A 22775-nucleotide genomic window follows, 5' to 3' on the forward strand; every position below is an offset into this window, starting at 1 on the left:
TAGTCGCACCCCGCACGGGTGCGGCAACAAACCGCTCCGCCACCTTGCCTTCTGAGCCCAAAAAGAGCTGCCGCCGATTCTCTCGGCGGCAGCTCTTCTGCGGTGCGGGCGGCTTTAGCGGGCGGTGTCGATTTTGATTTCGTGCTCACACTCGGCGTTGCACTGGGCGTTTTCCTTGGTGAACTTCTGCTTGGCCTGGTTGACCTTGTCGGCCTGGGCGGCGGGGGCCTGGTACCAGCCCCGCTTCTGCATCTCCTCGAAGACCTCCATCTGGATCTGGTGCTCCTCGGCGAGGATGTCCATCATCACGCCCTTCATCTGCTTGGTGGCGCACTCGTCGGCAAAGGTGTTGTAGATGCCGGTGATCTGTTTTTGCGAGCTCAGCATGTCGGTCAAAATCGACTTGTCATCCATCATGTTGTTCATCTTCCGTTCCCCTTTCCCTGCCTGCCCTTACAGGCAGGAGAGCAGCTTGTCAAAGTGGTTCTGGTGCTTGGCGGCCATCTGCTCACACTTGCTCTTCACCTGCGGGTCGGCGCAGATCGAGGCGTACATCTGGTACTTGGCAATGAGGTTTTGCTCCATAGTCAGGCTGTCCTCAATGCCGGACAGCTCTTTCTCTGTAATGTTCTCCACCGGTCATTCCCCCTTTTTTTGCTTGGAAAAAACAGCCGTCGCAGTCCCTGCAGCCGCGGCGGCCGCTTCTTCCCTATCAGTTTGCGCAGTCCGGCGGGGAAGATGCAAAAAAGCGGATGGAAGTCCATCCGCTTTTTTCTTTTGAAAAAATCTGTTTTTTTGATAAAATCCGCCAAAATACAACTACAAATCGTATAAAACGCAATCAATAGTCCCTGTCGTAGTTGATGCTGTACCCGTCTTCCATCAAATCCAGGGCCATGCCGGTGCCGATGGCCACGCAGTCGATGGGGGTCTCCGACACGTAGCAGCGCACCCCGGTCTCTTTGGAGATGAGCTCGGGCAGGCCCTTGATGAGGCTGCCGCCGCCGGTGAGCATGATGCCGTCCTCCCAGATGTCGCCCACCAGTTCGGGCGGGGTCTTTTCGAGGATGCCCTTGATGGTGGCGACCATGCTCATGGCAAACTCGTTGAGGGTGGGGGTGAGCTCGGAGGAGCTGACGGCGATCTTCATCGGCAGGCCGGTCTCCAGGCTGCGGCCCTTGACCTCCATCTCGGTCTCGGGGAGGACCCCCTCCATCACCGCGCCGATCTCCTTTTTGACCCGCTCGGCGGTCCGCTCGCCGATGAGCACCTTGCGGTTGAGGCGGATGTAGTTGATGATCTTTTCGTCAAACTGGGTGCCGGCGCACTTGACCGAGGTGGAGAGCACCACGTCGTTGAGGGAGATGACGGCGATGTCGGCGGTGCCGCCGCCCACGTCCACCACCATCCGCCCCCGGGGCTTGGAGATGTCGATGCCCGAGCCCAGGGCCGCGGCGATGGGCTCCTCCACCAGGAAGATCTTGCGGGCCCCGGCCGAGAGGGCGGCGTTGACCGCGGCCCGCGACTCGACGTTGGTCACCGAGGAGGGGACGCAGATGGCCACCTTGGGCTTGACCACGTAGGAGGAGCTGACCTTGCGGATGAAGTACTTGACCACCTCTTCGGTCATGTCGATGTCGGAGATGACGCCGTTTTCAAGCGGGCGCTTGGCGACGATGTGGGCCGGGGTCTTGCCCGCCATCTCCTGCGCCTTTTCGCCGATGGCCAGCACCTCGCCGGTCTTTTGGTTGACGGCGATGACCGACGGCTCTTTGACCACGATCCCCTTGCCCACCACATAGATGATGATGGAGGTGGTCCCCAGGTCAAAGCCAATATCATAATTTGCCATTTGCTTCCCTATTCCTTTCCTTACCTGCGGCTGCCGCCGCGCAGAAATACACCCGTTCACAGCCCCTGACCCGCAGCATCTTGGCGCACTCGGCGGCGGTGCCGCCGGTGGTGACGATGTCGTCGCAGAGGAGGAGGGTCTTGCCCCGCACCGCCGCCCGGTCGGCCACCTCAAAGGCGCCCAGCAGGTTTTCCCTGCGGGCCGGGAGGCCCAGCCGGTGCTGGTAGGGGGTGTCGAACAACTTGACCAGCGCCCCCTTCAAATAGGGGATGTCCAACTCCCGCGCCAGGTGCTGGGCCAGCAGTTCGCTGTGGCCAAACCCCCGTTCCCGCCGCTGGCGGGGGCGGCCCGGCACGCAGACGACCCCCTCGATCTCCTCAAGGGGGAGAACGGCGCGGCAGGTGTCGGCCATGTGGGCCGCCAGCACCTCGGCCGATCCCAGGCGGGCGGAGAACTTGTAGGCGGTGATGGCCCGGCGGACCGGCCCCTCGTACCAGAAGGGGGCGATATCCCCCTCGGCGTAGGGCAGGGTCTCCCCCTGCGCCTCCAACACGCCCTTACGGTTTATTGTATCCGATATGCGGTGGCTTTGCAACGTGCATTTTGGACAGACCCGCTGTCCCAGGGGGATGGCGTCGCCGCAGAAGGGACAGACCCGGGGGTAGAGCAGGCGGAGGGCCGCCGCGAGGGCCCTCACCCGAGGATGTCCCGCAGGAAGGAGCCCAGCCCGCTGTAGCGCAGGGTCTTGCGGTTGTTCTCCACCATCATCTCCACGGCGCGGCGACTGCCCACGATCACCAGCAGCTTTTTGGCCCGGGTGACGGCGGTGTAGAGGAGGTTGCGGAAGTAGAGCTTGGGGTTGGGTTCCAACAGGGAGAGGATGACCGCGTCGAACTCGCTCCCCTGGCTCTTGTGGACGGTGACGGCGTAGGCGTGCTCGATCTCCCCCAGCATGTCGGGGGTATAGGCGGCGCGCTTGTCCTCGTAGCGGATGTGGATGAGGCCGTTCTTGCGGTCGATCTCCTCGATCTGCCCCATGTCGCCGTTGAAGACCCCGGTCCCCTTCTCGCCGGTCTCCTCCTGGGTGGTGACGATGTCGTAGTTGTTGCGCGTCTGCATCACCTTGTCCCCCTGGCGAAAGCTCATCCCCATATAGCCGATCTCGGGCTGGCCGCGGGCGGGGTTGACCGCCTCCCGGAGGATGCGGTTTTGCTGCTGCACCCCGGCGGCCCCCCGGCGGCCCGGGGAGAGCACCTGGATGTCGGCGGGAGAGAGGCCGTAGGCCTTTGGCAGCCGGGTGGTGACCAGGTCGCGGATGAGGGCCAGGCCGGAGGGCTTGTCCCTTGCGGGGAGGAAGAAAAAGTCCTTGTCCCGCTGGGCCAGGTCGGGCACCTGCCCCTCTAAGATCTCGTGGGCCGAGGTGACGATGGCGCTCTGGGCAGCCTGGCGAAAGATGTGGGAGAGCCGCACCACCGGGAAAAAGCCGGAGTCGATGATGTCTTTGAGCAAGTTGCCCGCCCCCACCGAGGGCAGCTGGTCGTAGTCCCCCACCAGCACCAGCTTGCAGTTGAGCTTGATCGCCCGCAGCAGCGCCTCGAAGAGGAGGACATCCACCATCGACACCTCGTCGAGGATGAGGACGTCGCAGTCCAGCAGGTCCTCCTCGTTCTTGGTGAAGGCCAGGGTGCCGTCCTTCTGGTACCCCGCCTCCAACAGGCGGTGGATGGTCTTGGCCTCCCGCCCGGTGACGGCGCTCATCCGCTTGGCGGCGCGGCCGGTGGGGGCGCAGAGGGCCACCTTGCGGCCGTCCTTCTCGAAGAGCTCGATCATCCCGTTGATGGTGGTGGTCTTGCCGGTGCCGGGCCCGCCGGTGAGGACCACGAACCCCTGGCGCAGCGCCTGGGCGATGGCCTCCCTCTGGGTGTCGGCGTAGACGATGCCCAGCGCCTTCTCCTGGGCTGCGATCTGCCGGTCCCACTGGGTGCCGTTGTCGGGCATGAAGGAGATGAGCATCTGCAGACGGGTGGCGATGTAGCCCTCGGCCCGGTAGTAGTCGGGCAAAAAGATCATGGGCCGCTCGTCCCCGGTGTATTCCACCAGGTTCTCCCGCTCCAGCATCTCGCCGATTTCAAAGTCCACCCGCTCGGGGGGCAGGCCGATGTAGCTGGCGGTGACGGCGGCCAGCTTCTCCCGCGGCAGGCAGGTGTGGCCGTTTTGGGTGTTGTGGCGGAGCACGTGGGCGGCGGCGGCCTGCACCCTCTCCCCCGATTCGGGGGAGAGGCCCAGCTGGATGGCCATGGCGTCCGCCCGGTCAAAGGCGATGCCGATGAAGGAGAGGCAGAGGCGGTAGGGGTTTTCGCAGAGCAGCTCCTGCGCCTGGGGGCCCCAGAACTTCCACACCTTGATGGCCTCGGCGGCGGAGAAGCCGTACTGGGCCATAAAGGCCAGCAGGGAGCGGATGCCGAAGACCCGCTGGTACTCCAGGTGGATGTCCTCCGCCTTTTTCAGGGAGATGCCCTGCACCTGCGCCAGGGCGTCGGGGTCCTTTTCGATGACCTCCAGGGTGCGGCTGCCGAAGCGGTCGACGATGCGGCGGGCCGTCACCGGGCCGATGCCCTTGATGGCCCCGGAGGCCAGATACTTGAGGATGGCCCCGGCGGTGGCGGGGAGTTTGGTGGTGCAGAGGCTGGCCTTGAACTGGCGGCCGAAGGTGGGGTGGTTGACAAAGACGCCGGTGAGCTCCACCTCCTCCCCCTCACTGAGTTCGGAGAACTCGCCCACGGCGGTGATCAGTTCGCCCTCGCAGGAGATGTCCACCACCGACCAGCCGTTTTCCCGGTTGCGAAAGACCACCCCCTCCACCGTGCCGGCGAGCTGGATGAGCTGCTCTGCGCTTTCCACCTTGTCCCCTTCCCCCTTCAAAAAGGGCCGCCTTCTGGCGGCCGATACGTCCTGTATTCCGTGTACCAGTATACCCCAACTGCCCTCTCAATGCAAACCCAGTTGGCGGGGGTCGAATGTCTCCCAGACCTCGGGGAAGTCCTCGCTGCCGTAGAAAAAGCCGAGGATCTCCCGCTGCTCCTCGGTGAGCTCGCCGGGGCTGGTGAGGACCAGCTTGCAGGCAAAGGTGCTGCGCTCCACCGTGCGGCGAAGGCTGCGCAGGGCGTTCTCACAGTCGCCCGGCCGGGCGGGGAGGGGCGCAATCAGGTAGAGGGGCAGCTTGCGGCGGCGGTCGATCAGGTCGCCCAGCAGGCCCACGCACTCGGCCAGCCCCACGGCCGCCAGCACCACCAGCAGGAGTTTTGCGACGAATTCCATACTCAATCACCTCTTGCGCCAGTGTATGGGTGCAGGGGGCAAAAGGTGCCCCTCCCGCCGCCTTTTTGTGGGAAAAGGGGCCAAAAAGGAATGGGGCGGCAGCGGCTCTCCCTTCCCCGAAGGGGGCGAAAAACTGCCGTTTGGGCGCAGGCAGCTCCCCCTCATCTGCCCCGGACAAAAAAGGGGCCGGGCAGGCCACTCGGCCCGCCCGGCTCCCCTGCCGGCAGGTGAAATTGGTTCGGCCGCCCGTGCGGCCGCAAAAGGGGCTACTGCGCCGAAACGGCGGCCCGGAGGGCGTCGACCCGGTCGGTCTTCTCCCAGGGGACGTTCAGGTCCTCTCTCCCCAGGTGGCCGTAGGCGGCCAGCTGGCGGTAGATGGGGCGGCGCAGATCCAGGTCGCGGATGATGGAGGCGGGGCGGAAGTCAAAGACCTTCACCAGCGCCTCGGCCAGCTTGTCGTCGCTGACCGCGCCGGTGCCGAAGGTGTCCACCAGCACCGAGACCGGGTGGGCCACCCCGATGGCGTAGGCCAGCTCGACCTCGCACTTCTTGGCCAGGCCGGCGGCCACCACGTTCTTGGCGGCATAGCGGGCGGCGTAGGCGGCGGAGCGGTCGACCTTGGTGGGGTCCTTGCCGGAGAAGGCGCCGCCGCCGTGGCGGCCGTACCCGCCGTAGGTGTCGACAATGATCTTGCGGCCGGTGAGGCCGCTGTCCCCCTGGGGCCCGCCGATGACAAAGCGGCCGGTGGGGTTGACCAGGTACCTGGTCTTTTCGTCCAGCAGGGCGGCGGGGACGATGGGCTTGATGACCAGCTCGATCATGTCCTCCCGGATCTGCTCGAGGGTGACCTCGTCGCCGTGCTGGGTGGAGATGACCACCGTGTCCACCCGCACCGGGGTGTCGCCGTCGTACTCGACGGTGACCTGGGTCTTGCCGTCGGGGCGGAGGTAGTCCACCTTGCCCTCCTTGCGGATCTCGGTCAGCTGCTTGGCCAGCTTGTGGGCCAGGGAGATGGGCAGGGGCATCAGCTCCTCGGTCTCGTCGCAGGCGAAGCCGAACATCATCCCCTGGTCGCCGGCGCCGGTGCCGGCGTCCTCCTCCCCCGCCTTGGCCTCGAGGGCCTTGTCCACCCCGAGGGCGATGTCGGGGGACTGCTCGTCGATGGAGGTGAGGACCGAGCAGGTGTCGCAGTCAAAGCCGTATTTGGCCCGGGTGTAGCCGATGTCGCGGATGACCTGGCGGGCGATCTTGGGGATGTCCACATAGCAGCTGGTGGTGATTTCCCCCATCACCATCACCATGCCGGTGGTGACGCAGGTCTCACAGGCCACCCGGCCGGCGGGGTCCTTTTCCATGATGGCGTCGAGGACGGCGTCGGAGATCTGGTCGCAGATCTTGTCGGGGTGCCCCTCGGTGACCGATTCGGAGGTGAAGAGTTTTCTCATGCTCACAGTTTTTTCCTTCCTTTCAATGCACGCGTTTTTCTGCCATTGAAGAGATCACTTTTGCCGGGGTCGAAAAAAAGCCCGGTGGCAAACACCGAGCTTTTATGCGAAGCTTATCTTTCGGCTTTACCCGCAGGATTTGGCACCTTGCACCCCCGCGGGGGGCAGGTTGTCGGGCTTCACAGGGCCTGTTCCCTCAGCCGCTCTTGATAAGTGATATTCAATTGTGCGAAAATCAGTATACGCTATTTGGCGGAGGTTGTCAACACCGGTTGTTCCCTGCCGAAAACCAGCTTGCTGATGGGCTTGTAGACCAGGTAGGTGATGGCGCTGTTGCCCAGGGCCTTGACCAGGTTGAAGGGGATGATGATGGGGATGAGCATGGCCGCCACGTCCTTGGCGGTCCCCCCCATGAAGAGGGGGGTAAAAATCAGGTTGCACAGGCACATGACGGCGGTCATGGCCAGGGAACCCAGCAGCAGCCCCACCAGCGCCCCCTTGCGGGTGTGCCATTTCTGGTAGATGGAGCCGGCCAGCACCGAAAAGACCCCGGTGGCGAGAAAGTGCATGAGGATGCCGATGACCCCCGACCCGGCGCTGACGGTGAGGCCCTGGATCACCGAGACCACGGCGGTGAGGGCCAGCCCCGCCCAGGGGCCGAAGAGGAAGGTGCCCACCAGGATGGAGACGTCGGCGGGGTCGTACTCCAAAAAGGTGGCCCCGGGGATGATGGGGAAGTGGATGAGGGCCACCAGCACGATGGAGATGGCGGCCAGCATGGCCATGGTGGTGAGCTTGCGGGTGCGGTTGGCAGTTTGTCTGGACATAAAAATCCCTCCAAAAAAAGTGTTTGGAAGGTCTGTCTGGGACGCAAAAAGCCCTCGGTCTGAAAAGGCCGAGGGCGTGCGGACGCAGAAAAGATGCGCCGTTTCTCTCATCCGGACTATACCGTCGGCTTCGGAATCACACCGAATCAGTCCGCCGGCCGGGGAGGCCGGAGGAGTCGCGGGCTTCAGGGCAGAGGCCCTGTCACCGCCGGTGGGGAATCACACCCCGCCCTGAAACAGACTTTCTACTCTCATTATAGACCCCCGGGAGCCGTTGTCAAGGTGGGGACAGGCCTTTTTTACGCGGGGGATGCGCTAGAGCTCCCTCTCCAGGGCGTAGTTGGTGAGGGTCTGTTCCCCCCGCTTGACCTGCTGTTCCCTGACCACCCGGTACCCCCGGGCCAGAAAGAAGGGCAGGGCGGTGATGGAGGCGTCGGTGCGCAGCACCTTGACCCCGCCCTGCAGGGCGCGGGCCTCCAGCGCGTCCACCAGCAGGGCGGCCAGCCCCTGGCCCCGGCAGTCGGGGTGGACGTAGAGGCGGTCGAGATAGCTGCCGTCCAGGTCGCCAAAGGCGGCCAGTCCCCCCTCCCCCTCCACCACCAGGCTGTAGTGCTGGGTGAGGGTCTTCTGCCAGCGGGAGCGGTCGGGGTTTTGGGGCGCCCAGGCGTCCAGCTGGGCCTGGGTGTAGTCCCGGGTGCAGCAGCCGTGGACGGCCCGGTAAAAGAGGTCGAGCACCCCGTCCAGGTCTTTGGAGCGGTAGAGGCGCAAAAGCACAGGTATTCCCCCTTGCGTGATCTTTTGTTAACGTATGGGACAGCCGCCGGGCAGAGGCCCGCGCCCCCCTCCTCGCGAGGGGCGGCCGGACGGGGCGGTCGCCTTTCCCAGCTCCCCCGCGGAGGGCGGGGAGAGGGGCGGGCGGGGCCGCGCGGCCGGGTTTGGCAGACTACTTCAAAAAGCCCTCGATGATCTTGGCCTCCGCCTCCTCGGCGGTGAGGCCCAGGGTCATCAGCTTGGTGAGCTGTTCGCCGGCGATCTTGCCGATGGCCGCCTCGTGGATGAGGGCCGCGTCCAGGTCGTTGGCAGTGAGTTCGGGGATGGCGGAGACGGTGCCCTCGTCCATGATGATGGCGTCGCAGGCCGAGTGCCCGGTGCAGCGGACGTTGCCGTTGATGCGGGAGCGGAAGAGCTGTTTGGAGTGCCCCTTCGCCACCGAGCGGGAGATGAGGTCGGCGCCGCTGTCCTCGCCGTTGAGGTCCACCTCGAAATTGGTCTCGGCGTACTGTTCGCCGTGGGTCATCAGCTTTTCGCGGACCACCAGCCGGGCCCGGGGGCCGACCACGCCGGTGGTGAGGCGCTGGGTGGAGTCCACCCCCTTGATCTGGGTGGTGTCCATCTCCAGGTAGCTGTCCTCCTGCAGTTCCACATAGGTCTGGGGGTTGATGATGCGCTGGCCGCTGCCCTCGCCAGTGCCGATGTGCTTTTCCCGGTAGAGGACGCGGGCCCCCGGCTCGAGGTAGAAGCGGTGGATGCCGTTGTGCTGGGAGCTCTCCTCCCCGTCGGTGTGGACGCCGCAGCCGGCCACCACCACCACGTCGGCCCCGGCGCCGATGTAGAAGTCGTTGTAGACCAGGTCGTCCACCTTGCTGTGGGTGACGCAGGCGGGGATGTAGACCGTCTCCCCCTTGGTGCCGGGTTTGACCCGGATGTCGATGCCGGGCTTGTCCGACTTGGAGCTGATCTCGATGTTCTGGCTGTTCTGGCGGCCGGCGCAGCCGGTGTCCTCGCGGATGTTGAAGGCCCCGGTGAAGCCGGTCTCGGGGTCAAAATCGCTGATGAGCGATAAAAGCTGTTTGGTGATGTCGTTCACGGGTTACTCCTCCCCTCTGCAAAAGGCGCAGCGATCCCCCCGCAGGAGACCGGGCAGAATTTCGTCCTTCGGGCCGTGCATGGTGAGGGACCCGCCCGAGAGGACCACGATCTCGTCGGCGATGTTGAGGATCCGCTCCTGGTGGGAGATGATGAGGACCGAGCCCTCGGTCTCCCGCCGCAAGTCGGCAAAGACGTCGATGAGGTTGCCGAAGCTCCAGAGGTCGATGCCGGCCTCCGGCTCGTCGAAGATGGTGAGGGGGGTCTTGCGGGCCAGGACCATGGCGATCTCGATGCGCTTCATCTCGCCGCCGGAGAGGCTGGCGTTGGCCTCGCGGTCGATGTAGTCGCGGGGGCAGAGGCCCACCGCGCGCAGGTAGCGGCCGATGTCGCAGTCGGAGAGGGTCTCGTCCCCGGCGGCGAGGGTCACGAGGTCGCGCACCGTCAGCCCCTTGAAGCGCACCGGCTGCTGAAAGGCAAAGCCGATGCCCATCTTGGCCCGCTCGGTGATGGAGGCCCGGGTGATGTCCCGGCCGTCTAGGAGGATGCGCCCCTCGGTGGGGGCGAGGATCCCGGCAATGACCTTGGCGAGGGTGGATTTGCCGCCGCCGTTGGGGCCGGTGATGACCACAAAGCGGCCGTCGCCAACGGTGAGGTTGACGTCTTTGAGGATCTCCCTGTTGGCGCCGTCTTCGACCTGCAGGGAGATGTGTTGTAATTGCAGCATATTCTTTCTCCGCATCTTTCACAAACAAATTTGAACGGTATTAGTATACCACATTTTCCCGCCTTTGCAGCAGTAAAATACCAATTTAGTAAACATTTTGTTGGCCGGGGGCCGAACAGGGAAAAAAGAGGGTCGGGGCGGGGAAAGAGAGCCCTTCTCCCCGCCCCTCCGCTCTCCCCTGCGGCGGAAGGGCCGCAGGGGGGACAGGGGTTGCCCTTCGAAGTGGATAAACAGGGCGGTGCCGCTCACCCCGCCAAATAGGGATAAAAAGCCGGGCATTTGCGAGGGCAATATCTGCCCTGTCAACAGACAGATGGGCAGAAAAAAAGCGCTTCGGCAAAATTGCCGAAGCGCTTTTTAAAGGGCTAGAAACTAGTCGCGAACGCCAGTGACAACGCCCGAACCAACGGTGCGGCCGCCCTCGCGGATAGCGAAGCGGAGGCCTTCCTCGATGGCGATGGGGGTGATCAGCTCAACGTCCATGGTGACGTTATCGCCAGGCATGCACATCTCGGTGCCCTCGGGCAGGGAGATGACGCCGGTCACGTCGGTGGTCCGGAAGTAGAACTGGGGACGGTAGTTGTTGAAGAACGGGGTGTGACGGCCGCCCTCTTCCTTCTTCAGGATGTACACCTGGCCGGAGAACTTGGTGTAGGGGTGGATGGAACCGGGCTTGGACAGGACCTGGCCGCGCTCGATCTCATCTCTCTGGATGCCGCGGAGCAGGGCGCCGATGTTGTCGCCAGCCTCAGCGTAGTCCAGGATCTTGCGGAACATCTCGATGCCGGTGACAACGGTCTTCTTCTTCTCGTCGGCCAGACCAACGATCTCGACCTCGTCGCCGGTGTTCAGCTGACCGCGCTCCACACGACCGGTGGCGACGGTGCCGCGGCCGGTGATGGTGAAGATGTCCTCGATGGGCATCAGGAAGGGCAGGTCGGCTTTGCGCTCGGGGGTGGGGATATACTCGTCAACAGCGTCCATGAGCTCCAGGATGGGGGCGTACTCAGGGGCGTTGATGTCGGTGCTGGTGGACTCGATGGCCTGCAGGGCGGAGCCCTTGATGATCGGAATGTCGTCGCCGGGGAAGTCGTAGCTGCTCAGCAGCTCACGGATCTCCATCTCGACGAGCTCCAGCAGCTCTTCGTCGTCGACCTGGTCAGCTTTGTTCATGAAGACAACGATGTAGGGAACGCCGACCTGACGGGACAGCAGGATGTGCTCGCGGGTCTGGGGCATCGGGCCGTCAGCCGCGGAGACAACCAGGATAGCGCCGTCCATCTGGGCCGCACCGGTGATCATGTTCTTGACGTAGTCAGCATGCCCGGGGCAGTCGACGTGCGCGTAGTGGCGCTTGTCGGTCTCGTACTCAACGTGAGCGGTGTTGATGGTGATGCCGCGCTCTCTCTCCTCGGGGGCCTTGTCGATCATGTCGTAGGCCTCGTACTGGGCCTGGCCCTTCATTGCCAGGACCTTGGTGATGGCGGCGGTGAGGGTGGTTTTACCATGGTCGACGTGGCCGATGGTACCAATGTTCACATGGGGTTTGTTTCTTTCGAAATGCTGCTTAGCCATTGGTGTTCCTCCTTTTTCTTCGCTTGTAATAGCGCAATTATCGTCTGTCAGACAGACCTCTCAATGTACCCCTATTGTAGCAACTTGCCAGGGGAAATGCAAGGCCCAAAGCCGGGCGCAGGGCGGGGAACTAGTCCTCTTTTTTGCCCCGTTTGCTCATGATCCCCTCGGCGATGGACTTGGGAACCTCAGAGTAGTGGCTGGGCTCCATGGTGTACTGGCCACGGCCCTGGGTCTTGGAGCGCAGGTCGGTGGCGTAGCCGAACATCTCGGCCAGGGGGACGAAGGCGTTGATCTGCTGGGCGCCGGGGCGGGACTCCATGCCCTGGATCTGGCCGCGGCGGGAGTTGATGTCGCCGATGACATCGCCCATGTACTCCTCGGGGACGATGACCGCAACCTTCATGATGGGCTCCAGGATGACCGGGTCGCCCTTGCGCATGGCCTCTTTAAAGGCCATGGAGCCGGCGATCTTAAAGGCCATCTCGGAGGAGTCGACCTCGTGGTAAGAGCCGTCGTACAGCTCGACCACCACGTCGACCACCGGGTAACCGGCGAGCACGCCGGTCTGCATGGCGCCCTGGATACCGGAATCAACGGCGGGGATATACTCTTTGGGGATGGCGCCGCCGACGACCTTGTTGAGGAACTCATAACCCTTGCCGGTCTCGTTGGGGCGAACGCGGATCTTGACGTGGCCGTACTGGCCGCGGCCGCCGGACTGGCGGGCGTACTTGTGGTCCACGTCGCTCTCGCGGCGGATGGTCTCGCGGTAGGCGACCTGGGGCTTGCCCACGTTTGCCTCGACCTTGAACTCCCGCAGCAGGCGGTCGACGATGATCTCCAGGTGGAGCTCGCCCATGCCGGCGATGATGGTCTGGCCGGTCTCCTCGTCGGTGTAGGTCCTAAAGGTCGGGTCCTCTTCAGCCAGCTTGGAGAGGGCGATGCCCATCTTCTCCTGCCCGGCCTTGGTCTTGGGCTCGATGGCGACCCGGATGACCGGCTCGGGGAACTCCATAGACTCGAGGATGATGGGGGCTTTGGGGTCGCAGAGGGTGTCGCCGGTGGTGGTGTTTTTCAGACCGACCGCCGCGGCGATCTCGCCCGCGTAGACCTTCTCAATGTCTTTTCTGTGGTTGGCGTGCATCTGCAGGATGCGGCCGACCCGCTCGCTGTTGCCCTTGACCGAGTTGTAGACGCTGGTGCCCGCATCCAGGGTACCGGAGTAGACCCGGAAGAAGCAGAGCTTGCCCACAAAGGGGTCGGTGGCAATTTTGAACGCCAGGGCCGAGAAGGGGGCGTTGTCGTCGGAAGGACGGGTCTCCTCTTCGTCGGTCTCGGGGTTGACACCCTTGATGTCGGGGATGTCGGTGGGCGAAGGCATGTACTCGACGATGGCGTCGAGCAGCAGCTGCACGCCCTTGTTTCTGTAGGCGGTGCCGCACAGAACCGGAACCATTTCATTGGAGATGGTGGCCCGGCGGATGACTTTCTTCATCTCGGGGATCTCCAGCTCCTCGCCGTCGAGGTACTTCATCATCAGGTCCTCGTCCAGCTCGGCGACTGCTTCCACCAGCTCAGCATGATACTTGTCCGCCAGCTCCCGCATATCCTCGGGGATCTCCTCGTCGCGAACGTCGTTGCCCAGGTCGTCGTAGTAGACTTCCGCGCGCATGGTCATCAGGTCGACGATCCCCTTGAAGGTCTCCTCGGCGCCGATGGGCAGCTGCAGGGGCACGGCGTTGCACTTCAGGCGGTCTTTCATCATGGCGACAACATTGTAGAAGTCGGCGCCCATGATGTCCATTTTGTTGACGAAGGCCATGCGGGGGACTTTGTAGTTGTCGGCCTGCCGCCAAACCGTCTCGGACTGGGGCTCCACGCCGCCTTTGGCGCAGAACACCGTCACCGAGCCGTCGAGCACGCGCAGAGAGCGCTCCACCTCAACGGTGAAGTCCACGTGGCCCGGGGTGTCAATAATATTGATGCGATGGCCCTTCCAGTGGGTAGTCGTAGCAGCGGAGGTAATGGTGATACCGCGCTCCTGCTCCTGCTCCATCCAGTCCATTGTTGCCGCACCGTCGTGAGTCTCACCGATCTTGTGGTTGATACCCGTATAGTACAGAATACGCTCGGTGGTGGTGGTTTTACCAGCATCAATGTGAGCCATAATGCCAATATTTCTAGTCAGTTCCAGAGAAACGTCTCTTGGCATAATGCCCTCCTTATCAGGGTTTGCACGATTCTGTGCAGATGTTTGCTGAGAATATTGAAAACACTACCAGCGATAGTGGGCGAAAGCCTTGTTGGCCTCGGCCATCTTGTGGGTGTCCTCGCGCTTTTTCACGGACCCGCCGGTGGAGTTGACGGCGTCCATCAGCTCAGCGGCCAGCCGCTCTTTCATGGTCCTCTCCGAACGCTTGCGGGCGTACAGGGTGATCCACCGCAGGCCCAGGGTCTGCCGGCGGGCCGGACGGACCTCCATGGGGACCTGGTAGGTGGCGCCGCCGACACGGCGGGCCTTGACTTCCAGTACGGGCATGACGTTCTCCATGGCCTCGTCAAACACGTCCAGGGGGTCTTTCCCAGTCTTCTCTTTTACGATGTCAAATGCCCCGTACACAATCTTCTGGGCCACGCCCTTCTTGCCATCATACATGATGCTGTTGATCAGGCGGGTCACCATCTTGGAATTGTACAGCGGATCGGGTAACACGTCGCGCTTGGCAATCTTACCTCTTCTTGGCACTTTTCTTCCCTCCTTCATATCAATGAATTCACAGGTACTCGAAAGCGACAAAACTCCCGTGCTGCCAAGGACAGGCATTTATAAAAACGCCGACACATGGCAAAAAAAGTCTTGATTACTTCGAAGCACCAGCCTTGGGCCGCTTGGCGCCGTACTTGGAACGGCTGCGCATCCGGCCGGAAACGCCCTGGGTATCCAGAGTACCGCGGATGATGTGGTAGCGGACACCAGGCAAGTCTTTGACACGACCGCCGCGGATCAGGACGACGCTGTGCTCCTGCAGGTTGTGGCCGATACCGGGGATGTAGGCCGATACCTCCATACCGTTGGTCAGCTTCACACGGGCGATCTTACGAAGCGCCGAGTTCGGCTTTTTCGGGGTCATGGTACGAACGGCAGTGCAGACCCCTCTCTTCTGGGGAGAAGACATATCGCTCTGCGCCTTTTTGATGGAGTTGAACCCCTTCTGCAGGGCGGGAGCAGTCGACTTCTTCACCGAGACCTGTCTGCCTTTGCGTACGAGCTGGTTGAATGTTGGCATGTTGCACCTCCTCTTTATAAAATGTTTTTTCTATATGAAAAGGGCGCGTTTTCAGCAAACGCGCCCTCTCATAAGCCCTATTTGCTCAACATTCAAAGTTTAACACTTCACCAATATTATTGTCAAGCATTTAGGCAATATTGCCAGTCAAATCTGAGAAAATTTCCCGCAAAAGCGGGGCGTTTCCCCCGATTTTCCCGGATTTCTCCCCCCTTGGGGGAAAACGGGGTCGGATCTAGTCGCCCAGCCCGTCGAGCTGGTACTCGCAGGGGGCCACCTTGCTCACCAGGTCGCCCGCGGACTGGTGGGCCAGCTCCACGTCGTTGTAGACGTCCAGCCCGGTGCCGGCGGGGACCAGCTTGCCGATGATGACGTTCTCCTTGAGGCCGGTGAGGGGGTCGACCTTGCCCTTGATGGCGGCGTCGGTGAGGACCCGGGTGGTCTCCTGGAAGGAGGCGGCCGAGAGGAAGCTGTCGGTGGCCAGGGAGGCCTTGGTGATGCCCAGCAGCACCGGGATGTAGTCGGCCTTCTGCAGGCTGACCTCGCCCTCGGCGATGCGGCGGTCGATCTCCAAATTGGCCTTGATGAGGTCGGATTTCTCCACCACCGAGCCGGAGATGAGGTTGGTGTCGCCGGCGTTGTCCACCCGCACCTTCTTCATCATCTGGCGGACGATGACCTCGATGTGCTTGTCGTTGATGTCAACGCCCTGCAGGCGGTAGACCCGCTGCACTTCCTGGATCAGGTAGTTCTGCACCGCGGTCTCGCCCTGGATGGCCAGCACGTCGTGGGGGTAGACCGAGCCCTCGGTAAAGGCGTCGCCGGCCTTGACCCGGTCGCCCTCGGCCACCTTCAGGCGGCTGCCGTAGGGGATGAGGTAGCTGCGCTCGTCCTTGGTCTCGTCGTTGGTGACCACCACGTGGCGGGCCTTCTTGATCTCGCGGATGGAGACCACGCCGTCGATCTCGCTGATGATGGCCATGGTCTTAGGCCGCCGGGCCTCGAACAGCTCCTCGACGCGGGGCAGACCCTGGGTGATGTCCTCCGCCGAGGCGATGCCGCCGGTGTGGAAGGTGCGCATGGTCAGCTGGGTGCCGGGCTCGCCGATGGACTGGGCGGCGATGATGCCCACCGCCTCGCCGATGGAGACCTCTTTCTTGTTGGCCAGGTTGGCGCCGTAGCACTTGGCGCAGATGCCCCGGGCGCTGTGGCAGGTGAGGATGGAGCGGATCTTGGCGCTGGTGACGCCGGCGGCCACGATCTTCTCGGCCAGGATGTCGGTGATGAGGGTGTCGCGGTCGGCCAGCACCTCGCCGGTCTCGGGGTGGCAGATGGGCTCGGCGGCGTAGCGGCCGGTGAGGCGCTCCTGCAGGGGCTCGATCATCTCTTTGCCGTCGCGGATGTCCTCGATGACGATGCCGTCATGGGTGCCGCAGTCCTCCTCGCGGACGATCACGTCCTGGGAGACGTCCACCAGGCGGCGGGTCAGGTAGCCCGAGTCGGCGGTCCGCAGGGCGGTGTCGGCCAGGCCCTTGCGGGCGCCGCGGGAGGAGATGAAGTACTCCAGGATGTTCAGGCCCTCGCGGTAGTTGGCCTTGATGGGCAGCTCGATGGTCTTGCCCGAGGTGTTGGCGATCAGGCCGCGCATGCCGGCCAGCTGGCGGATCTGGTTGATGGAGCCGCGGGCGCCGGAGTCGGCCATCATGAAGATGGGGTTGTACTGGTCTAAGTTGGCCGTCAGGGCGTCGGAGACCTTGGTGGTGCACTCGTCCCAGATCTCGACCACCTGGTTGTAGCGCTCGTCGTCGGAGATGAAGCCCCGGTTGTACAGGGCCACCACCTGGTCGATCTTCTGGTCGGCCTCGTCCAGGTACTGCTGTTTCTGCGGGGGGATCACCGCGTCGCAGACGGCGACGGTGATGGCGCCCTTGGTGGAGTACTTGAAGCCCTGGGCCTTGATCTCGTCGAGCACCTCGGCGGTGGTGGCGGTGCCGTGCACCTGGATGCAGCGGTCGATGATCTGCCCCAGCTGTTTCTTGGTGACCAGGAAGTCGATCTCCAGGTCCAGCAGCTTCTCGGGGTCGCTGCGGTCCACATAGCCCAGGTCCTGGGGGATGGGGTCGTTGAAGATCAGCCGGCCCACGGTGGTGTCGATGAGCCGCTGGTGCTTGACCCCATCGACCTCCTTCTCGCGGCGGACCTTGATGGCGGCGTGCAGCCCCAGGATGCCCTCCTGGTAGGCCATGAGGGCCTCGTTCTGGTCGCGGAAGACCATCCCCTCCCCCGGCTCGCCGGGTTTCTGCATGGTCAGGTAGTAGGAGCCCAGCACCATGTCCTGGGTGGGGACGGTGACGGGGCGGCCGTCGGAGGGCTTGAGCAGGTTGCCGGCGGCCAGCATCAGGAAGCGGGCCTCGGACTGCGCCTCGGCGGACAGGGGGACGTGCACGGCCATCTGGTCGCCGTCGAAGTCGGCGTTGTAGGCGGTGCAGGCCAGGGGGTGCAGCTTGAGGGCGCGGCCCTCGACCAGCACCGGCTCAAAGGCCTGGATGCCCAGGCGATGCAGGGTGGGGGCGCGGTTGAGGAGGACCGGGTGGTCCTTGATGACGATCTCCAGGGCGTCCCAGACCTCGTTCTTGGCGCGCTCCACCATCTTGCGGGCGCTCTTGATGTTGCCGGCGGCGCCGGTCTCCACCAGGCGCTTCATGACAAAGGGCTTGAACAGCTCCAGCGCCATCTCCTTGGGGAGGCCGCACTGGTGCATCTTCAGCTCCGGCCCGACCACGATGACCGAACGGCCGGAGTAGTCGACCCGCTTGCCCAGCAGGTTTTGCCGGAAGCGGCCCTGCTTGCCCTTGAGCATGTCGGAGAGGGATTTCAGGGGGCGGTTGTTGGGGCCGGTGACCGGGCGGCCGCGGCGGCCGTTGTCGATCAGGGCGTCCACCGCCTCCTGCAGCATCCGCTTCTCGTTGCGCACGATGATGTCGGGGGCGCCCAGCTCCAACAGCCGCTTCAGGCGGTTGTTGCGGTTGATGACCCGGCGGTAGAGGTCGTTTAGGTCAGAGGTGGCGAACCGGCCGCCGTCCAGCTGCACCATGGGGCGGATGTCGGGGGGGATGACCGGGACCACGTCCAGGATCATCCACTCGGGCTTGTTGCCCGAGACGCGGAAGGCGTCCACCACCTCCAGCCGCTTGAGCAGCCGGATGCGCTTCTGGCCGGTGGCGGTCTCCAGCTCGGATTTCAGTTCCTTGCTGAGCTGCTCCAGGTCGATGTCCTGCAGCAGGGCCTTGATGGCCTCGGCCCCCATCCCCGCCTTGAACTCGTCCTCGTACTTCTCCCGCATGTCCCAGTACTCTTTTTCCGAGAGGAGCTGCTTTTTCTCCAGGGGGGTGAACCCGGGGTCCACCACGATGTAGGAGGCGAAGTAGAGCACCTTCTCCAGCAGCCGGGGGGAGATGTCCAGCATCAGGGCGATGCGGGAGGGGATGCCCTTGAAGTACCAGATGTGGGAGACCGGCGCGGCCAGCTCGATGTGGCCCATCCGCTCCCGGCGGACCTTGGAGCGGGTGACCTCGACGCCGCAGCGCTCGCAGATCTTGCCCTTGTACCGCAAGCGCTTATACTTGCCGCAGTAGCACTCCCAGTCCTTGGTGGGCCCAAAGATCCGCTCGCAGAACAGACCGTCCCGCTCGGGTTTCAGGGTTCTATAGTTGATGGTCTCGGGTTTCTTGACCTCGCCGTAGGACCACTCGCGGATCTGCTCGGGCGAAGCAAGGCCGATTTTGATCGAATCAAACACATTAAATTCCATTGGCGACCCCTTCTTCTATAACCAGTCGGATTATTCTTCGTCTAACAGCTCTTCGGCCCCGTCGGCCAGCTCGGAGAAGAGCTCTTCCCCGCTGTCCTCCAGACCGATCTCGCTGCCCGCGTCCTCGGGCACATCCTCCATGGTCAGGTTCTCGTCGACCTCGCTGTCCACGGCCACGTGGGAGAAGGCCTCGTCGTCCACCACTCTGGGAATGCCCATGTCCTCGTCGTCAAAGTTCTGCTTGAGGTCGATCTCCTCGCCCTCTTTGTCCAGCACCCGCACGTCCAGCGCCAGGGACTGGAGCTCTTTGATCAGCACCTTGAAGGACTCTGGCACCCCGGACTGGGGCACGTTCTGGCCCTTGACGATGGCCTCGTAGGTCTTGACGCGGCCCACCACATCGTCGGACTTGACGGTGAGGATCTCCTGCAGGGTGTAGGCGGCGCCGTAGGCCTCCAGGGCCCAGACCTCCATCTCGCCGAAGCGCTGGCCGCCGAACTGGGCCTTGCCGCCCAGAGGCTGCTGGGTGACCAGGGAGTAGGGGCCGGTGGAGCGGGCGTGGATCTTGTCGTCGACCAGGTGGTGGAGTTTCAGGAAGTACATGTAGCCGACGGTGACCGGGTTGTCAAAGGGCTCGCCGGTGCGGCCGTCGTAGAGCACGGTCTTGCCGTCTTCCCGCATCCCCGCCTGCTTGAAGGCCTCGGTGATGTCCTGCTCGTGGGCGCCGTCAAAGACCGGGGTCATGACCTTCCAGCCCAGGGCCTTGGCGGCCATCCCCAGGTGCACTTCCAGCACCTGGCCGATGTTCATTCGGGAGGGGACGCCCAGGGGGTTGAGGACGATGTCCAGGGGGGTGCCGTCGGGCAGGAAGGGCATGTCTTCCTGGGGCAGGATGCGGGAGACGACGCCCTTGTTGCCGTGGCGGCCGGCCATCTTGTCGCCCACCGAGATCTTTCTCTTCTGGGCGATGTAGCAGCGCACCACCATGTTGACCCCGGGGCTGAGCTCGTCGGAGTTCTCGCGGGTGAAGACCTTCACGTCCACCACGATGCCGTACTCGCCGTGGGGCACCTTCAGGGAGGTGTCGCGCACCTCGCGGGCCTTCTCGCCGAAGATGGCGCGCAGCAGCCGCTCCTCGGCGGTGAGTTCGGTCTCGCCCTTGGGGGTGACCTTGCCCACCAGGATGTCGCCGGCCTGCACCTCGGCGCCGATGCGGATGATGCCCCGCTCGTCTAAGTCCTTGAGGGCCTCTTCGCCCACGTTGGGGATGTCGCGGGTGATCTCCTCGGGGCCCAGCTTGGTGTCGCGGGCCTCCAGCTCGTACTCCTCGATGTGGATGGAGGTGTAGACGTCGTCGCGGACGATCTTCTCGTTGATCAAGACGGCGTCCTCGTAGTTGTATCCCTCCCAGGTCATGAAGCCGATGAGGGCGTTTTTGCCCAGGGCGACCTCGCCCCCGGCGGTGGCGGGGCCGTCGGCCAGCACCTGGCCGGCCTCGACCTTCTCGCCCTTGGAGACCATCACCCGCTGGTTGAAGCAGGTGCCCTGGTTGGAGCGGAGGAATTTGATGAGTTTGTAGCGGTCGAGCTCGCCCTTCTCGGTCTTGATGAGGACCTCGTCGGCGCTGACCGCCTCGACCACGCCGGCGCGCTTGGCCAGCACGCAGACGCCCGAGTCGACGGCGGCCTTGTACTCCATCCCGGTGCCCACGATGGGGGACTCGGTCTTGAGCAGGGGCACCGCCTGGCGCTGCATGTTGGCGCCCATCAGGGCGCGGTTGGCGTCGTCGTTTTCGAGGAAGGGGATCATGGCGGTGGCCACCGAGAGGACCATCTTCGGCGAGACGTCCATGTAGTCCACCTTCTCGCGGGAGATCTCGAGGATCTCGTCCCGGTGGCGGGCGTTGACCTTCTTGTGGAGGAAGTGGCCCTCGTCGTCCAGCGGCTCGTTGGCCTGGGCGACCACGTAGTTGTCCTCCACGTCGGCGGTCATGTAGACCACCTCTTCGGTGACCACGCCAGTGGCCTTGTCCACCTTTCTGAAGGGGGCCTCGATGAAGCCGTACTCGTTGATCTTGGCGAAGCTGGCCAGGTAGGAGATCAGGCCGATGTTGGGGCCCTCAGGGGTCTCGATGGGGCACATCCGGCCGTAGTGGCTGTAGTGGACGTCGCGCACCTCGAACCCGGCCCGGTCGCGGGACAGGCCGCCAGGGCCCAGGGCCGACAGGCGGCGCTTGTGGGTCAGCTCGGCCAGGGGGTTTGTCTGGTCCATGAACTGGGAGAGGGGCGAGGAGCCGAAGAACTCCTTGATGGAGGCCACCACCGGGCGGATGTTGATGAGCGCCTGGGGGGTCACCACTTCCAGGTCCTGGGCCTGCAGGGTCATCCGCTCGCGGATGACCCGCTCCATCCGGGAAAAGCCGATGCGGAACTGGTTTTGCAGCAGTTCGCCCACCGAGCGGATGCGGCGGTTGCCCAGGTGGTCGATGTCGTCGGTGGTGCCGATGCCCTGCGCCAGGCAGAGCAGGTAGTTGATGGAGGAGAAGATGTCGTCGATGATGATGTGCTTGGGCACCAGGTCGTCCTTGCGCTCGCGGATGAGCTCGCGCTTCTCGTCGTCGGACTGGGCGGCCTCGAGGATCTCCCGCAGGACGGCAAAGCGCACCTTCTCGCGGATGCCCAGCTCGGCGCAGTCAAAGTCCACGAAATCGGCGATGTTCACCATCCCGTTGGAGATGCACTTGACCGGGCGGCCCTCCACGTCCAGCACCACGGTGTCCAGGCCGCTGCGCTCGATGCGCTCGGCCACCTCGCGCTTGATGGCGACGCCGGGCTCGCAGAGCAGCTCGCCGGTCAGGGGGTCGATGGCGGGCTCGGCCAGCTTCTGCCCGGTGATGCGGGAGGCCAGGGCCAGCTTTTTGTTGTACTTGTAGCGCCCCACCTTGGACAGGTCGTAGCGGCGGGCGTCAAAGAAGAGGTTGTCGATGTGGGTCTGGGCGCTGTCCACCGTCGGGGGCTCGCCGGGGCGGAGCTTGCGGTAGGTCTCCAACAGGCCCTCCTCCACGCTGTCGGTGGTGTCCTTGTCGAGGGTGGCCATGATCTTGGGGTCCTCGCCGAAGAAGTCGATGATCTCGGAGTTGCGGCCCAGCCCCAGGGCGCGGATAAAGACCGTCACCGGGATCTTGCGGTTTTTGTCGATGCGCACATAGAAGATGTCGTTGGAGTCGGTCTCGTACTCCAGCCAGGCGCCGCGGTTGGGGATGACGGTGGTGGAGAACAGCTCTTTGCCGGTCTTGTCGTGATCCATGCCGTAGTAGACGCCGGGGCTCCTCACCAGCTGGGAGACGATGACCCGCTCGGCGCCGTTGATGACAAAGGTGCCGCTGTCGGTCATCAGGGGGAAGTCGCCCATGAAGATCTCCTGCTGCTTGACTTCGCCGGTGACCTTGTTGAGCAGCCGGGCGGTGACCCGCAGGGGGGCGGCATAGGTGGCGTCGCGCTCCTTGCACTCCTCCACCGAGTACTTGGCCTCCTCGTCCAGCCGGTAGTCCACAAAGTCCAGCACCAGGTTGCCGGTGTAGTCGGTGATGGCCGAGACGTCAGAAAAGACCTCCTTGAGGCCCTGATCCAAAAACCATTGATACGAGTTTTTCTGCACCTCGATCAAGTTGGGCATTTCCAGCACTTCGTTGATCTTGGAGAAACTCATTCTCACGTTTTTCCCCAGTTGGACAGGCTTGACATTCACCATAGGCTCGATCACTCCATTCCTCTATTGCACAACCTGTTTTTTACAAAATCGACCCGTTCATTTTGTCAAAAATAAAGGTTGCTTTCGCCAGCGGTTAATGATATAATGCCTTTTAGCAAAGACATAAATATCCATTTTGATACAGTATATCAGTATAGTACAAGTTGTTTCTTCTGTCAACTGATTTTCGTCGTTTTATAGGACTTCTTTTTCCCAAAGGGAAAAAGGGGTCTTTTTCTTTGCCCCCCCTCTCCCCTGCCCCTGCCGCCGGCGCGCGGGAGGGCGAAAGGCAGGCCGGGCTGGAAAGGGAGCGC

18 protein-coding genes and 2 riboswitches are annotated in these 22775 nt (G+C 63.4%); all 18 genes read right to left on the reverse strand.

Translation table 11 applies throughout. The features are described 5' to 3' along the window. Positions 1–114 precede the first annotated feature (114 nt). Positions 115–426, reverse strand: coding sequence for a spore coat protein (locus ACTNAU_RS00175; RefSeq protein ID WP_185916563.1), 312 nt, complete (start codon positions 424–426; stop codon positions 115–117). A gap of 27 nt (positions 427–453) precedes the next feature. Beyond that, positions 454–636, reverse strand: a complete 183-nt coding sequence (locus ACTNAU_RS00180) for a hypothetical protein (RefSeq protein ID WP_021661495.1) — start codon at positions 634–636, stop codon at positions 454–456. A 3-nt stretch (positions 637–639) separates the two neighbouring features. Continuing rightward, positions 640–819 carry a hypothetical protein gene (locus ACTNAU_RS00185; RefSeq protein ID WP_441097168.1) on the reverse strand — a complete coding sequence of 60 codons (180 nt, stop codon included), beginning with the start codon at positions 817–819 and terminating at the stop codon, positions 640–642. Between the two features lie 22 nt (positions 820–841). Further along, positions 842–1852, reverse strand: a complete 1011-nt coding sequence (locus tag ACTNAU_RS00190; RefSeq protein WP_441097169.1) for a rod shape-determining protein — start codon at positions 1850–1852, stop codon at positions 842–844. After that, positions 1839–2549 (reverse strand): ComF family protein, encoded by a 711-nt coding sequence (locus tag ACTNAU_RS00195; RefSeq protein WP_185916561.1) that lies wholly within the window; start codon positions 2547–2549, stop codon positions 1839–1841. The genes ACTNAU_RS00190 and ACTNAU_RS00195 overlap by 14 nt, the downstream gene beginning before the upstream one ends. Then, positions 2546–4753: an SF1B family DNA helicase RecD2 gene (gene recD2, locus ACTNAU_RS00200; protein ID WP_441097170.1), complete on the reverse strand. Its 2208-nt coding sequence runs from the start codon at positions 4751–4753 to the stop codon at positions 2546–2548. Before recD2 ends, ACTNAU_RS00195 begins: the two co-directional genes overlap by 4 nt. Before the next feature lie 87 nt (positions 4754–4840). Next, on the reverse strand, positions 4841–5170 hold the full coding sequence (locus tag ACTNAU_RS00205) for a hypothetical protein (protein WP_021658682.1): 330 nt from the start codon (positions 5168–5170) through the stop codon (positions 4841–4843). 266 nt (positions 5171–5436) lie between these two features. Then, positions 5437–6615, reverse strand: a complete 1179-nt coding sequence (gene metK, locus ACTNAU_RS00210; protein WP_441097313.1) for a methionine adenosyltransferase — start codon at positions 6613–6615, stop codon at positions 5437–5439. 110 nt (positions 6616–6725) lie between these two features. Continuing rightward, a riboswitch (SAM riboswitch) is annotated at positions 6726–6831 on the reverse strand. Between the two features lie 29 nt (positions 6832–6860). Continuing rightward, the gene (locus tag ACTNAU_RS00215; protein WP_207721350.1) at positions 6861–7442 is read right to left on the reverse strand and encodes an ECF transporter S component; all 582 of its coding nucleotides are present in this window, start codon (positions 7440–7442) and stop codon (positions 6861–6863) included. Between the two features lie 95 nt (positions 7443–7537). Beyond that, positions 7538–7685, reverse strand: a riboswitch (FMN riboswitch). 72 nt (positions 7686–7757) lie between these two features. Next, entirely contained in the window at positions 7758–8216 is a 459-nt protein-coding gene (locus ACTNAU_RS00220; protein WP_075109675.1) for a GNAT family N-acetyltransferase, read from the reverse strand. Positions 8217–8385: 169 nt separating this feature from the next. Next, on the reverse strand, positions 8386–9309 hold the full coding sequence (locus ACTNAU_RS00225; protein WP_059003976.1) for a SufB/SufD family protein: 924 nt from the start codon (positions 9307–9309) through the stop codon (positions 8386–8388). Positions 9310–9312: 3 nt separating this feature from the next. Then, positions 9313–10035, reverse strand: coding sequence for an ABC transporter ATP-binding protein (locus ACTNAU_RS00230; protein WP_256136247.1), 723 nt, complete (start codon positions 10033–10035; stop codon positions 9313–9315). Positions 10036–10407: 372 nt separating this feature from the next. Beyond that, a complete protein-coding gene (tuf, locus tag ACTNAU_RS00235) occupies positions 10408–11610 on the reverse strand; it encodes an elongation factor Tu (RefSeq protein ID WP_185916554.1) in 1203 nt (400 codons plus the stop codon). 130 nt (positions 11611–11740) lie between these two features. Further along, positions 11741–13825 carry an elongation factor G gene (gene fusA / locus ACTNAU_RS00240; RefSeq protein WP_059003979.1) on the reverse strand — a complete coding sequence of 695 codons (2085 nt, stop codon included), beginning with the start codon at positions 13823–13825 and terminating at the stop codon, positions 11741–11743. A gap of 63 nt (positions 13826–13888) precedes the next feature. Further along, positions 13889–14359, reverse strand: coding sequence for a 30S ribosomal protein S7 (gene rpsG, locus ACTNAU_RS00245; RefSeq protein ID WP_052537609.1), 471 nt, complete (start codon positions 14357–14359; stop codon positions 13889–13891). A gap of 115 nt (positions 14360–14474) precedes the next feature. Next, on the reverse strand, positions 14475–14900 hold the full coding sequence (rpsL, locus tag ACTNAU_RS00250) for a 30S ribosomal protein S12 (RefSeq protein WP_021658698.1): 426 nt from the start codon (positions 14898–14900) through the stop codon (positions 14475–14477). Positions 14901–15135: 235 nt separating this feature from the next. Then, positions 15136–18711 carry a DNA-directed RNA polymerase subunit beta' gene (gene rpoC / locus ACTNAU_RS00255; protein WP_441097173.1) on the reverse strand — a complete coding sequence of 1192 codons (3576 nt, stop codon included), beginning with the start codon at positions 18709–18711 and terminating at the stop codon, positions 15136–15138. A 30-nt stretch (positions 18712–18741) separates the two neighbouring features. Next, the gene (gene rpoB, locus ACTNAU_RS00260; RefSeq protein ID WP_441097174.1) at positions 18742–22461 is read right to left on the reverse strand and encodes a DNA-directed RNA polymerase subunit beta; all 3720 of its coding nucleotides are present in this window, start codon (positions 22459–22461) and stop codon (positions 18742–18744) included. Positions 22462–22775 lie beyond the last annotated feature (314 nt).

It is taken from the genome of Bittarella sp. HCP28S3_D9 (genome assembly GCF_052065655.1).
Classification (GTDB): Bacteria; Bacillota; Clostridia; order Oscillospirales; family Ruminococcaceae; genus Bittarella; species Bittarella massiliensis.